The organism is Microbacterium oleivorans NBRC 103075 (assembly GCF_001552475.1).
Classification (GTDB): domain Bacteria; phylum Actinomycetota; class Actinomycetes; order Actinomycetales; family Microbacteriaceae; genus Microbacterium; species Microbacterium oleivorans.
This window is the reverse complement of sequence record NZ_BCRG01000008.1, coordinates 93,782-107,084: the sequence shown is the minus strand read 5'-3', so window position 1 is coordinate 107,084 and position 13,303 is coordinate 93,782. Positions and strand designations below refer to the sequence as shown.

The 13,303-nt window shown below is 72.1% G+C and carries 12 protein-coding genes; 2 read left to right on the top strand and 10 right to left on the bottom strand.

The window, feature by feature from the left end; translation table 11 throughout:
* Positions 1–165: 165 nt before the first annotated feature.
* Complete coding sequence (locus MO1_RS09470) at positions 166–849, bottom strand: hypothetical protein (protein WP_060915890.1); 684 nt, start codon at positions 847–849, stop codon at positions 166–168.
* 137 nt (positions 850–986) lie between these two features.
* Here MO1_RS09470 and MO1_RS09465 point away from each other — a divergent pair, with 137 nt between their 5' ends.
* The gene (locus MO1_RS09465; RefSeq protein ID WP_060915889.1) at positions 987–3,113 is read left to right on the top strand and encodes a beta-galactosidase; all 2,127 of its coding nucleotides are present in this window, start codon (positions 987–989) and stop codon (positions 3,111–3,113) included.
* Between the two features lie 299 nt (positions 3,114–3,412).
* On the opposite strand, the gene MO1_RS09460 is transcribed toward MO1_RS09465, so the two are convergent.
* The 7 genes from MO1_RS09460 to MO1_RS09430 all read right to left on the bottom strand — a co-directional run bounded on the left by MO1_RS09460 (position 3,413) and on the right by MO1_RS09430 (position 11,201).
* Positions 3,413–4,372, bottom strand: a complete 960-nt coding sequence (locus tag MO1_RS09460; RefSeq protein ID WP_060915888.1) for a serine hydrolase domain-containing protein — start codon at positions 4,370–4,372, stop codon at positions 3,413–3,415.
* Positions 4,369–5,817, bottom strand: coding sequence for an aldehyde dehydrogenase (NADP(+)) (locus MO1_RS09455; protein WP_060915887.1), 1,449 nt, complete (start codon positions 5,815–5,817; stop codon positions 4,369–4,371). Before MO1_RS09455 ends, MO1_RS09460 begins: the two co-directional genes overlap by 4 nt.
* The gene (locus MO1_RS09450; RefSeq protein WP_060915886.1) at positions 5,814–6,905 is read right to left on the bottom strand and encodes a mandelate racemase/muconate lactonizing enzyme family protein; all 1,092 of its coding nucleotides are present in this window, start codon (positions 6,903–6,905) and stop codon (positions 5,814–5,816) included. Before MO1_RS09450 ends, MO1_RS09455 begins: the two co-directional genes overlap by 4 nt.
* Positions 6,902–7,801: a 5-dehydro-4-deoxyglucarate dehydratase gene (locus MO1_RS09445; protein ID WP_060915885.1), complete on the bottom strand. Its 900-nt coding sequence runs from the start codon at positions 7,799–7,801 to the stop codon at positions 6,902–6,904. Before MO1_RS09445 ends, MO1_RS09450 begins: the two co-directional genes overlap by 4 nt.
* Positions 7,798–8,730, bottom strand: a complete 933-nt coding sequence (locus tag MO1_RS09440) for an NAD-dependent epimerase/dehydratase family protein (RefSeq protein WP_060915884.1) — start codon at positions 8,728–8,730, stop codon at positions 7,798–7,800. The genes MO1_RS09445 and MO1_RS09440 overlap by 4 nt, the downstream gene beginning before the upstream one ends.
* Positions 8,727–10,088 carry a Gfo/Idh/MocA family protein gene (locus tag MO1_RS09435; RefSeq protein ID WP_060915883.1) on the bottom strand — a complete coding sequence of 454 codons (1,362 nt, stop codon included), beginning with the start codon at positions 10,086–10,088 and terminating at the stop codon, positions 8,727–8,729. The genes MO1_RS09440 and MO1_RS09435 overlap by 4 nt, the downstream gene beginning before the upstream one ends.
* A gap of 120 nt (positions 10,089–10,208) precedes the next feature.
* Entirely contained in the window at positions 10,209–11,201 is a 993-nt protein-coding gene (locus MO1_RS09430) for a LacI family DNA-binding transcriptional regulator (RefSeq protein WP_060915882.1), read from the bottom strand.
* 170 nt (positions 11,202–11,371) lie between these two features.
* Here MO1_RS09430 and MO1_RS09425 point away from each other — a divergent pair, with 170 nt between their 5' ends.
* A complete protein-coding gene (locus tag MO1_RS09425) occupies positions 11,372–12,328 on the top strand; it encodes a M24 family metallopeptidase (RefSeq protein WP_060915924.1) in 957 nt (318 codons plus the stop codon).
* A gap of 7 nt (positions 12,329–12,335) precedes the next feature.
* Here the strand turns inward: MO1_RS09425 and MO1_RS09420 are convergent, their stop codons facing one another.
* Positions 12,336–12,596: a hypothetical protein gene (locus MO1_RS09420; protein WP_255209248.1), complete on the bottom strand. Its 261-nt coding sequence runs from the start codon at positions 12,594–12,596 to the stop codon at positions 12,336–12,338.
* Between the two features lie 16 nt (positions 12,597–12,612).
* Positions 12,613–13,287: a rhamnogalacturonan acetylesterase gene (locus MO1_RS09415; RefSeq protein ID WP_060915881.1), complete on the bottom strand. Its 675-nt coding sequence runs from the start codon at positions 13,285–13,287 to the stop codon at positions 12,613–12,615.
* Between the last annotated feature and the right edge of the window lie 16 nt (positions 13,288–13,303).

Sequence of the window (13,303 nt, the reverse complement as noted above, 5' to 3'; positions counted from 1 at the left end):
GACTATCCCGCCGACAGCTCGGACAGCTTGAGCAGCCACCAGTGCATGGTTTCACCCTTCCGGCGACCGAGATCAGCCGTTCTCGCGCCCAGGCAGCGGTGCCCCAGCAAGAAACACCTCGTACGCCTCCCGCGCGCTCTCCCCGGTTGCGGGGTGCCGCAGGGGCTAGAGCGGCATCCGCCTCTCGTCGGTAACGGGGCTGAAGCGCCGAACGTACGCACGCTGCACCAGTCTGTCCACGAATGAGACGTTCCTGTACTTTCCTGGCCGTCCCTCAAGCGGCATTCCGAGATCGATGAGAAGCCGCCTCGCGCCCGGGGTCCAGCGCGCAGTCTCAGCCATCCGCAGCGCACGATCCGCGAGGACGGACCGGTCGCACTCCGTCGCGAGTCGCCACGCAGTCCAGATCTGCATCGGCCGGCTGCTTGAGGGCGTGCCGGCCGAGATGTCGCCGGCGAGCCAGAGCTCGATCACCGAATCGATCGTCGGCAGACGTTTCAGCAGAGGGATCAGGAGCGTCTCGGCATCCAGCACCAGGGGGTCGTGCGCAGCTTCGTCCGTATCCCGATACACGCGCCGCGATGCGCCGGGAAGGTCGTCCAGCGAAAAGGTGGCTGGCCGCATCGCCTCCGCGTCGGGCTCACCGTCGCGCAGCACGAGCGAGCCGACGGCGAGTTCATGCTGGTGAGGGTCGTGCTTCGCCGTCGCCAGGTACACCCACCACCGCAACTCCGCGGTGTCGAGGACCCATTCCTCGCCGCGGCGTTCGAAGCCGGCGGCGAGGAACACCCGGTTCAGCTCGCGGGTGCTATGGCCGCGTGACCACTTCTGTGTGCCGTCAGCGCCCATGAGGCGAGATTAGTGGTGCCGCGGTCGCGTCTTCGCCCTGAGTGTCCGGGGACGGGATGCCTGGACGATTCGCGCTCGCAGCGAGACAGCCAACCGCGCGATCCTAGGCTCAAGGGACACCCGAGTCTGGAGCCCCAATGACCCGCGTCCACACGCTTCCTCTTCCCACGCCGGCCGCCGAGGAGCAGGCGGCCATCCGGCCGTCGGCGGTCTCGGACGTCGACGTCACCACGCAGTCGGTGCGCCAGGGCGGCATCCCGGTCTTCCCGATCTCCGGAGAGATCCACTACTCACGCATCCCTCGCGAGAAGTGGATGCCGGTGCTCACCGCCGCCCGCGCCGGCGGCCTCACCCACGTGTCGACCTACGTCCTCTGGAATCACCACGAGCCGGTGCGCGGGCGGCCGGACTTCACCGGTGACCTCGACGTGCGCGCGTTCCTCGAGACAGCCCGCGAGGTCGGGCTCGGGCTCATCCTGCGGATCGGACCCTACGCGCACGCGGAGGCCCGACACGGCGGACTGCCCGACTGGCTCGTAGACTCCGCCCTGCCGCTGCGCACCAACGACCCGGCGTACCTCGCCGAGGTCGAGCGGTGGTACGCGCTGCTCGCTGAGCAGGTGCGCGGCATCCCGTTCTTCTCGATCCAGGTCGACAACGAGCTCTACGACGGCGCCGACCACCTCTCCCGGCTGCGCGAGATGGCGGAGCGGCTCGGCCTGCGCGCGCCCGTCTGGACAGCGACCGGGTGGGGCGGAGCCCAGCTGCCGGACGGATTCCTGCCGGTCTACGGCGGATACCCCGAGTCGTTCTGGGTCGACGCCGACGTCGAGCCCGACCTGCGCAGCCACGCGAACTTCTACCCGTCACCGCGCCGCGACGACGATTCGATCGGCGCCGACCACCGCGCCGGCGAACCGGTCGCTGAAGCGGTGCGGGCGCCGCATCCCTTCACGACCTGCGAACTCGGCTCGGGCATGACGTCGGCCTACCACCGCCGTCTCGACGTGCCCGCCGCCGACGTCGCGGCCCTCGCGATGGCCAAGCTCGCCTCAGGCAGCGTCTGGCAGGGGTACTACATGTACGCCGACGGCCGCAATCCGCGGCGCGGCCTGCAGGAGTCGCACGCCGCGGCGGGACCGAACGACTTCCCCGAGATCGCCTACGACTTCGGTGCGCCCGTGCAGGTCGACGGCGCGACGCGGCCGAGCTGGGCGGCGCTTCGCCGACAGCACCTCATGCTCGCGCGGTGGGGCTCCACGCTCGCCGCCATGCCCGCCTTCTTCGCCGAGGACGCCGTCGACTCGCCTGACGTCTCGGGGCTGCGGTGGTCGGTGCGCTCCCACGGATCGAGCGGTTTCGTGTTCGTCGTGAACCGGCATCCCGGGGTCGACCTGCCCGCCCACGAAGGGGTGCGGTTCGAGGTGGGTGAGACGGTGTTCCCCGAGGTCGACATCCCGACCGGCGCGGTGTTCGCCTGGCCGTTCGGGATGCCGCTCGGCGACGCGACCGTGCACTGGCTCACCGCGCAACCGGTGACCGAGGTGGTGTGGCGCGGGGCGCCGCTGCTGGTCGCGGCGGCGACCGACGGCATCCCGCCGCTGCTCTCGGCCGACGCGGACGTCACGGAGATCGCTGCGGACCGCGGGCGCATGTGGGAACTGACCCGCGACGGCGGGGTGGTCGCGCGGGTGCTCGTCCTCGACGAGGCGGATGCCGATGCGATCGCGGTCGCCGACGGGCGGGTCGTCTGGGCGCTCGGCGCGGTCGTGACCGACGGCGGGGCGGTCTCGTTCGCGGGGGATGCCGCTGCGTCCCCGCGTCTCGAGGTGCTCGACGACGGCGGGTGGGTGGCAGTCGAGGTCGAGCCTGGACATGCCGCGGAGGTCGCGGTGACGCTCGAACGGTCCGCCGGGGCGCCCCCGGCCGGTGCCGAACAGGGCGGTCGCGCGTCGATCCCGGCGGAGTGGGATGCCGCCGCGATCGTGACGATCGCGGTCGACCCGGCCGACGAGCGCACGTTGCGCCTGGAGTGGATCGGCGATGTCGCCCGCGCCTGGGTCGGCGACCGGCTCGTGTCGGATGCCCTGTGGACCGGGCGCCCCTGGCGCATCCCGGCCGACCTTCGCGGCGACGCGACCGAGCTGCGGATCGAGATCCTGCCCGGCAAGCCGTCCGCACGCGTGCGCTTCCCCAGCCCCGCGCCCGTAGGGGCGGGGATCACGCGTGCGGAGCTCGAAGGCCGCACGCACGCGCGGGTCTGAGGCGTCCACGCCTACGGCTCGAACCCACTCTGTGCGAGGGGGATGCGGGGGTCGGCTCGCGCACAGGCATCCACAGGCACTCGATCACGTGTCCCGTGCTAGTTTTCGGGCGAGCCCGCCCAAGGCGCATCTACCCGGTAAGGGCGCGCCCAGCCCGCAGTTCGGAGAGGGTGGCCGCCCGTTCGAGCCGGGCCGGGTCCGGGGAACTCACTGCACTGCGGGTGCTGTCGGGGTTCCCGCACGTGGTGGCATCAACGCCCGAAGGCCACCTGCATCCACATCATGTAGCCGCGTGCCCCTCAGCGCCCTGCGACCACCGCATTGTCGAGCGCGTCGAGGTCGACGCCGGGGCGCGAGACGGCGTTCGTGAGCAGCACCCAGGCGATGCCGGCGGTCGGGTGCACCCAGAACTCGGTGCCCGCCCAGCCGCCGTGGCCGTAGACGTCCTGGTCGATGAGGCCGGGTGCGCGCGTGCGGAGGTTCCACGTGAACCCCCAGTCCTGCCCGCGCTCGGCGGTGTACGGCTCAAGCCGGGGGATGTGGCCCGTCAGAGGCCGTCGCATCATCGCCAGCGTTGCCGGCTTCAGGATGCCGCCGGTCGCCCCGCCTTCGATCCGCAGCAGCTCCGACCCCAGCCGCAGCAGATCCTCAACCCGGCCGACGAGACCGGCCCCCGGATGCCGCACCGCGGCGAACCGCGCCATGTCGACGCCTGACGCCGCGGCATCCACCACCGGCACCGCACCGGTGTGATCGAGGCTGAGCCCATCCGCCCCGATCTCGCCGGCCCACTGGGCGACGGCATCCGCCCAGTCCCGGCCGGTCGCGTGCTCGACGAGCGCCGCGATGCCCTCGAACGCGAGCGACGAATACCTCGAGGCGCTGCCCGCGGCGAAGTCCCGCCCGCGGGTGATGAGCTCGTCGCGAAGCGGCACCACGGGGTCGAGCGGCGGCTCGGCGATGCCGGCGGTGTGCGAGGCGAGGTGCCGCAGCAGCACGACGTCGTCGCGCCCCGCGCCGAATTCCGGCACAGCATCCCGAAGCGGCGTCTCGGTCGTCAACAGTCCGCGCTCGATCGCCCGCGCTGCCGCGATCCCCAACAGGGGCTTGGTGATCGAGAAGAGCGGGTACCGATCGGATGCCGCGGCCCCGAACCCCTCCAGCGCCACCGTCCCCTCTGCGGTCGCCACGCCGAGCACGGCCGACGGCAGCCGGCCCGACGCGACGTGATCGCGAACGAGGTCGAACGCGGCGCTCATGCCGACGGCACCTGCAGGACGCCGTTGCGGCGGTGCGGCAGTCGAGCCAGCGACGCGTCGCGGAGCGCCTCAGGCAGCAGTGCGTCGGGCGCATCCTGGAACGCGACCGGCCGCAGGAACCGGCGGATCGCGGTCGCGCCGACGGAGGTGTGCAGCGACGTCGTCGCGGGCCACGGTCCGCCGTGCTGCTGCGACCACGTCACGGCGACACCGGTCGGCCAGCCCGCGAACAGGACGCGTCCGGCGCGCAGCTGCAGCAGCTCGAGCACCTCAGCGACGTCCTCGCCCGCCTCGCTGTGGAGGGTCGCGGTGAGGCTTCCCGGCACGGCACGCAGGGCCCGCAGCAGCTCGGCCTGGTCGCTGTAGCGGACGAGCAGCGTGACCGGTCCGAACACCTCGGCGATGAGCGTCTCGGCGCGCTCGGCGACCGCCGCGGCATCCGTCGTCAGCACGACTGGGCGAGCACCGTCGGGGGTCTCGGCACCGTACGCGAGCACCTCGACCGACGGGTCGGCCTCGAGCTCGCGGATGCCGTCGGGGAAGGCCGTCGTGATGCGCTCGGTGAGCAGCGGTCCACCGGCAGCACCGGCGACGGCGTCCGCCACGAGCTGCTCGATACCGGCATCCCGCGGGATGAACACGACACCGGGCTTCGTGCAGAACTGCCCCGCGCCGAGCGTGAACGAGCCGACGAGTCCAGTCGCGAGCACCGCGCCGCGAGCCGCTGCGGCGCCCGTCGTGACGACGACGGGGTTCACGCTGCCGAGTTCGCCGTAGAACGGGATCGGGTCGGGGCGCCCGCTCGCGAGGTCGAACAGTGCACGTCCGCCCGAGAGCGAGCCTGTGAACCCGGCGGCCTGGATGACGGGGTGCTGCACGAGCGCGTTCCCCGCCTCTCGGCCCTCGATGAGTGCGAGCGACCCGGCGGGAGCGCCCGCGGCCGTCAGCGCGTCGATCGCGATCGCAGCGGTGCGCTCCGACAGCTCGGGGTGCCCCGAGTGCGCCTTCACGATGACCGGGTTGCCGGCCGCCCACGCCGAGGCGGTGTCGCCGCCGCAGACCGAGAAGGCGAACGGGAAGTTGGATGCCGAGAACACGGCGACCGGGCCGACGCCGACGAGCAGGCGACGCAGCTCCGGCCGGGGCGGAGTGGCCGCGGCATCCGCGTCGTCGACGGTCAGCTCGAGGTACGAGCCCTCGCGGACGACCGAGGCGAACAGGCGCAGCTGCCCCGTCGTGCGGCCGACCTCGCCGCGAAGGCGGACGGCCCCAAGACGGGTCTCGCGGTCGGCGATCGCGACGAGTTCGTCGGCGTGCGCGTCGAGGGCGTCGGCGACGGCCGTCAGCCAGCGCGCGCGATCGTCGGCGGACGACGTGCGCCAGATCGGCGCGGCGGCCGCGGCGGCGTCGGTGAGGCGGGCGAGTTCTTCGGGTGACGTGGTCATCGGAGTCCTTCCGGGTCGGTGAAGCGCAGGCCGAGGCCCTCGTGGGGCACCTCGGTCAGCGTTCCGTCGGCGATGGTGACGGGGGAGGGGGCGTCGAGCGCACCGAGGGCGCCGAACGCGGCATCCTCGATGTCCTCGACGAGGACCTCCTGCGGCAGGGTCATTGCGAGCTGGCCCGAGAGCTCGGGCAGCAGGTGGGGATGCAGGTCGACGCCCGCGGCGTGCGCGTCGCTCGCGATCTCGAGGAACGGGGTGATCCCGCCGACGCGGACGATGTTCGGCTGCACGACCTGCGCAGCGCCCGAGCGGACGAAGTCGTCGAAGCGGTAGCGGGTGTGCACGTTCTCGCCGAGGGCGATCGGCACGGCCGACCCGGATCGAAGGCGACGAGCGAGTTCGATGTGGCCGGCGAGGTCGTCGGCGCGGAGCGGTTCCTCGATCCAGGCGATACCGGATGCCGCGAGTGCCTCGACGGCGGTCGTCGCCCGGGTGAGGTCCCACCGCTGATTCGCATCGATCATGAGCGCCCGGTCGGGCCCGATGACGTCACGCACCGCGGCGACGCGGTCGACGTCGCGGGCGAGGTCGGGGCTGCCGACCTTCATCTTCACGGCGTCGAAACCGGCATCCACCCAGCGCTGCGCCTGCGCAAGCAGATCGTCGAGTTCGTAGTGCAGGTTGATGCCGCTCCCGTAGGAGCGCACCGACTCACGGCGCCGACCGATCGACGTCGACACCGAGGTGCCGGCGGCGCGCGCCGCGGCATCCCACAGCGCGAGGTCGAGCCCCGCGATCGCGATCGTCGTGAGACCGCCGCCACCCGCCTCGTGCAGGTGTCGCCACAGCTCGGGCCACACCTCCGCCGGCTCGGCCGAGCGGCCGACGGCGAAGGCGGGGATGTCGTGCTGCAGGAGCGCGAGAACCGCCTCGGCGCCGATCTGCGGAGTCCACGAGAAGCCCCACCCCTCGGCGCCATCCGACCGCACGACGTGGGTCGCGATGACGCCGACCGAGGTGACGTCGGCGGCCCACGGGCGCGTCAGCGGCACCCGGATCAGCCGGGCGCCGAGCGAGGCGATCGTGGTCACAGCAGTGCGCGGCCGGCAGCGAGAATCTCGGACAGTCGCGCTTCCTGCACCGGGGTCGGGTCGACGAGCGGCGCGCGGACCGAGCCCACGGGCAGGCCCTCGAGACGCAGGCCCGCCTTGATGAGCGAGACGCCGAAGCCCGGCGTCTCATCGCGGAGGGCGACGAGCGGAGCGTAGAAGCCGTCGAGGATCGCCAGGCGCCGCGCCTCGTCGCCGTCGATGTACGCGCGGTAGTACGCGTTCGCGACCTCGGGGATCATCGCGAAGGCCGCCGACGAGTACAGCGGCACGCCGATGCCGCGGTACGCGCCCTGCGTCAGCTCCGCGGTCAGCAGGCCGTTGAAGAACGCGAAGTCCTCACGCCCGGCATCCGCGACGGCGCGCACGATCAGCTGCGTCGCACCGATGTCGCCGACGCCATCCTTGAAGCCGACCACCTTCGGGTTCGCCGCGAGGGTGCGGATCGACTCGGCCGTGAACGCCGCCGAGCCGCGGTGGTAGATGATGACGGGCAGATCGGATGCCGCAGCGATCGCCTCGACATAGGCGATGAGCCCGCGCTGGGGAGCGCCGACGAGGTACGGCGGCAGGACGAGGAGGCCGTCGGCGCCCGCATCGGCGGCGGAGCGCGCGACCTCGACGGCGTGGCCGAGCGGGCCACCGGCTCCGGCGATGACGGGGACGCGACCGGCGACCGCGTCGACCGCGGTCCGGACCACGAGCGCGGATTCGGCGGCGGACAGGGCGTGGAACTCGCCCGTGCCGCACGCGGGGAAGACGCCGCCCGCACCGGCATCCACACCCTTCGAGACGTGCTGCGTCAGGAGGTCGGTTTCGACGCGGTCGGCCGAGTCGAAGGGCGTGACGGGGAAGAAGAGGATGCCGTCGAAGTTCATACCGGCACGTCCTTTCGGTCGAGGGTGGACGACGGTGCGGTGAGTTCGGTACGCCAGGAGTGCTGCGGGTGCCAGCCGAGCACGCGCGCCGCCTTCGCATTCGAGAAGGCGGGGGCGGTGCCGGTGAGGCCACTCGCGAGGTCGCCCGTGCCGGGCACGAAGCGCGGCAGGAGATCGGCGAGCGGGCCGTCGGCCAGTGCATCGTCGGCGCCGACGAAGAACACCTCGGCGTTCGGGATGTCGGGGAGCGCGCCGAGCAGCAGGTCGGTGAACGACGCGACGTCGCGGGCGTCGACGTAGTTGAAGAGGGCGGGTGCCGACAGTGCGGGATCCGCGACGCGCTCGGCGACCGTGTGGCCCTGCTGGGTCGGGGCGCCGCGCCACTCCTCGGGCGCGATGACGTAGCAGGGGCGGAACGTCGCGTAGCGGACGTCGTCGCCGGTGCGTCGGTGCAGCATCGACACGGTCTGCTCGATCATGAGCTTCGACAGCGCGTACGCGTTCCACGGCCGCGGCGTCGACTCTTCGTCGAGGGGCAGCGAGTCGGGCAGCCAGCCCGATGGGTTGCCGTAGCCGAGGACGGTGGGGCTGGATGCCGCCACGATCCGCCCAATGCCGGCATCCACTGCTCCGCCGAGGACGGAGACCGCGAGGCCGGTGTTCGTCCGCATGATCACGTCTTCGGGCGCGCTGAAAGGCACGGCGATCGCGGCGAGGTGGACCAGGGAGTCGGCCCTCGCCCGCACGAGCGTCTCGGCGGTCGCGGCCGCGTCGAGGAGGTCGATCGAGATCTGCTCGACCCCGTCGATGCGGAGGTCCTCGGACGGTGCCCGGTCGAGCGAGACGACCTCGTGGCCGAACGCGGCGAGGCCGGTGACGAGGTTGCGGCCGAGCCTGCCGGACCCGCCGGTGACGACGACGCGACTCATCGGGTGGCCCTGGGCGTCTGATTTCCGGGGGTCGAGTCGCGGAGGATCGCGACGCCGAGGTCGGCGACCTGCACGGGCAGGCCGGTCTCGAGCGAGCGGTTGCCGGCGATGCCGACCGCGATCGATCGGACGCCGTCGGTCCAGTCGGCAGGACGGCCGAGCGGGTCGTTCACCGGCCCCGCGAAGACGTCGGCCAGCAGGAGGGCGTCGCCGCCGCCGTGGGCGGATTCGCCCGAGACGATCGGGACCTCGACGGCTTCCTCCCAGTGCCGCTGCACGAGCAGGCGCTCGCCCATAGGGCGGAGGCTCGAGTGGGCGGCATCCTGCACCGCACTCGGGTCTACCACCGGGTGCAGCCCGTCGCCGACGAGGACGGCGCCCCGCTCGACGACCTCGAGCTCGGCGCGGCCCTCGGTGCCGTTGATCGCGACGCGGTAGCCCTCCCAGGGGGCGTGCGCGTTGAGGGAGTACGACAGCGTCGCGCCGTCCGAGTAGTCGACGACGAGGGCGAGGTTGTCCTCGATCGTGATGCCGGGACCGAACACGTCGCGGTCGCGGACGTAGCCGTCGTGCTGCTCGGCGTCGAGGTACAGCGCTCGTAGGCGCTCGTCGCCGCGCAGGTCGAGCTCGAACGGGTCGCGGTCGCCGTCGTGCGTGCCGCGGTCGGGGCGGTCGCCGAGGCCACGGGCGGCGGCGTTCTCGGCGCCGTAGAAGCGGAGGGCTCCCGAGGCGAAGACGCGGCGCGGGCGCTGCCCGATCCACCAGTTGACGAGGTCGAAGTGGTGGCTGGACTTGTGCACCAGGAGGCCGCCGGAGTGCTCCTTCTCGCGGTGCCAGCGGCGGAAGTAGTCCGCGCCGTGCTGCGTGTCGAGCATCCAGGAGAAGTCGATGGAGGTGACGCGACCGATCCGGCCCTCGGCGATGACCTGGCGGAGGGCGGTGTTGCGCGGCGCGTACCGGTAGTTGAAGGTCAGGACGACCGATCGCCCCGTGCGTTCGGCGGCCGCCTCGATCGCGGCGGCGCTGGCCGCGTCGATGGTGAGGGGCTTCTCGACGACGACGTCGGCCCCGGCGTCCATCGATCGGACGATCAGCTCGGCGTGCAGGTCGTCCCGCGCGGTCACGATGACCCGCTCGATGCGCTCGGCGCGGATCATCTCCTCGAGCTGGTCGGGCTGCCAGGTGCTCGGAGCGGCGAGGCCGTGGTCGACGAGGCGGTCGACGTAGAACTGTGCGCGGGTCGGGTTCGGCTCGCAGATCGCGACGAGGTCGGCGCGGTCGCGGTAGTCGTCGGCGATGGCGTCCACGTACATCTGTGCGCGGTGGCCTGCGCCGACGAGGGCGTACCGGGTGGTCATGGCTCTCCTTCGTGCCGGACTCCTCCGAGCCGGGAAACAGGCTCAGGAAACGTTTTCTCGACCGTAGCACGGAAGACGCCGAGACCGCGAGGACTGTTCTCTGCGCGGCGTTCGATCGTTTCAGCGGGTCGGTGCCGCCGTGGTGCCGCGCAAGATGACCTGAGGGACGACGGTGTGCGTCGTCTCGGGCGATTCGCCCTGCAGGAGGGCGCGGAGCGCGTGCCACGCCAGGGCGCCGAGCTCGGCGGTCGGGACGGCGGCGGTCGTCAGCCCGGGGGAGGTGTAGCGCGCGAAGGGGATGTCGTCGAAGCCCGCGATGGACAGGTCGCCGGGTACGGTCAGGCCGCGCTCGGTGGCGGCGCTGAGAAGGCCCATGGCGGACAGGTCGTTGAATGCGAGGACGCCCGTGGCGCCCGAGTCGAGGACGGCATCGAGCGAGTCGGCGCCGGCGGCGAAATCGACACCCGCCGGGATCTCGTAGATCTCGCACCCGTCGAGGGTCGCGCGGGCGTCGTCGAGCGCGGCGAGGCGCTGAGCGTTCGAGGCGCTCCGCTTGGCGCCGGCGAGGTAGGCGATGCGGCGGTGGCCGAGTCCGTAGAGGTGGTCGATGACCTCGCGGAGAGGGGTGCGGTAGTCCGCGGCGACGCTGGGGGCGTCACCCGCGCGGTTGACGAGCACGACGGGCGCTACCTCGGCCAGGACCTCGGCCAGGGCGGCATCCGACATACGCGGAGCGCAGAGCACGAGGCCGTCGGAGCGGCGACGCGATTCGAGCGCGAGGAGGCGTTCCTGGTCCTCGTGCTCGTCGGAGTCGGCGACGAGCACGTGGTACCCATCGGCGACGGCGGCGCGGCTGAGGCCGCGGAGCATGCCTTGGAACGTCGGGTTCGACAGGTCGGGGACGACGACCGAGATCGTCTGAGTCTTGCCGAGGACGAGGCTGCGGGCGAGGGGGTTCGCGGAGTAGCCGAGCTCGGTGGCCGAGGTGCGGACCCGTTCGGCCAGAGCCGGATCGACGGTCGCGTTCCCGTTCATCACGCGGGAGACGGTCGCCAGCGAGACGCCGGCGTGCTTGGCCACGTCAGTGATCGTGGTCTGCTTCTGCCCTGCCATCGGCTCCCCTTCGCGCCTTCCGGCGTGCGCCGTGCGCGCGCCGGTGTGGCCATACTATGCGAGGAAACGTTTTATGACGGGAGACGACGATGTCCGGATCTGCTGCTGACCGAGCCGCCAAACGCGAGCGGGTGGCCGATGTGCGGCGGGATGCCGGTGGTCGCCCGCTCGTGCTCTCGTCGCACGAAGCGCTCACCTGGTACCTCGAGGGTGCCCGCACGCATGTCTCGCTCGCCGGGCCTCCCGTTCTCGCCGTCCGCGTGGACGATGACGGCGACACCCTGTTCGTGAGCGCGAACGAGGCCGACCGGCTGATCGCCGAGGAGTTGCTGCCCGAGGATGCCGATCGCGTCGTCCGGGTGCCGTGGCATCAGCCGGTGCTCGAGGCTGCGGGCGCCGGGGTGGCCGAGGCTGAGGTGGCTGCCGCGCTGCGGGCGGCACGCGCGTCGCTCCTCCCCGCCGAGGCGGACCGATACCGCGCGCTCGGGCGCGAGACGGCGGAGGTACTGACGGCTGTCGCGCGCGGGCTGCAGGCGTCGTCGTCCGAGCGGTCTGTCGCGGCGGCGCTCGCGTCGGGTCTCGCCGCGCGGGGGATCGATCCGCTCGTGATCCTCGTCGCGGGGGAGGAGCGCTTGCCGCACCGGCATCCGCTCCCCACCGAGGGACCGCTCGGGCGTCGGGCGATGCTCGTGGTGTGCGGTCGGCGGCACGGCTTGATCGCCAACGCGACGCGCTGGGTCGGCGAGGCGGGGGCGGATGACGCACGCATTCTGGAGGTAGAGGCGGCGTTCTTCGCCGCGACCCGTCCGGGCGCCCGGTTGAACGACGTCTTCGCAGCCGGGACCGCCGGGTATGCGGCATCCGGGTTCGATGCGGACGAGTGGACGAAGCACCACCAGGGCGGACCGACCGGGTACGCCGGGCGCGACCCTCGCGCGACGACCCTGACGACGGATTCCGTGGTCTCGAACCACGCGTTCGCGTGGAACCCGAGCGCACCGGGCGCGAAGGTCGAGGACACCGTCCTCGTGACGGAGTCGCGTGTCGAGGTGCTGACGGCGGATCCGGTCTGGCCGACCGTGGAGTTCGGCGGGTTCCGCCGGCCGGTGGCGCGCGCGTTCGACTGACCGGCCGTCAGGCCGACGTGCCGGCTCCGCGTCGGCGCGCCATGAGCGCTCCCACCCCGGCCGCAATCGCGACGACGCCGGCGAGTCCGAGCCAGAAGACGTCCAGAGCGAAGAGGTTGCCCGCGGTGCCGTCCCGATCGACGCGGTCCATCTGCGCGGAGAGGTTCATCTGCGCGAGTACGACGATCGCGAGGCCCGCGAGGATGAGTGCGGTGCCGACGGTGAGGCGCATCAGGATCTCCCTCGGAACGTGGATGACGCTTCTCACCGTACGACCATCTCGGTCACGCCGTGAACGTCGACCCCTTCGCCGGCTGATCCCCGTCACGACGCTCGATCGCCCGCAGACTCTTCGCCACGAAGCGCGCAATCCGCCGCGCCCCGTCGACGCGGAAATGCGTGTCGTCTACCAAGCCCTCGGGCCACGCGACGGTCTCGCCCGGCGCGTAGTGCGACAACAATCGAGCGGATGCCTCGTCCCCGAGGTCCTCGTAGAGCCAGGTCGTGAACGCCGTGAGGTCGATGAGGTCGACGCCCTCCTCCGCGGCGAGGTCGCGCACGGCATTCGGGTAGTCGCCGTGGGTCGGCGTCACGCGCTCGCCATCGAACCAGCGCCGCTCGCACGACGTGCAGAGCACGGGGCGCGAGCCGCGCTCGCGCACGTCCGCCACCATCCGCCGCAGCCGATCCGTGTATCCGCCGCGGGAGGCGAGCAGCTCAGGCTGCTTCTGGTCGTTGTGGCCGAACTGGATGACGACGGTGTCGCCGTCCGCCACACCGGTCAGCAGTTCGCCCCACGTCCCGCTCGCGAGGAACGACTCGGTCGTCGCACCGCCGAACGCATGATTCAGGACCGGCGCCGACACGAACTCGTCGAGGCATTCGCCCCAGCCGGCCATCGGCTCCTCACCCGCCTTCATCGGCGCGACGGTCGAGTCTCCGGCCAGGTGATAGATCATCCGCATCCTCCGTTGA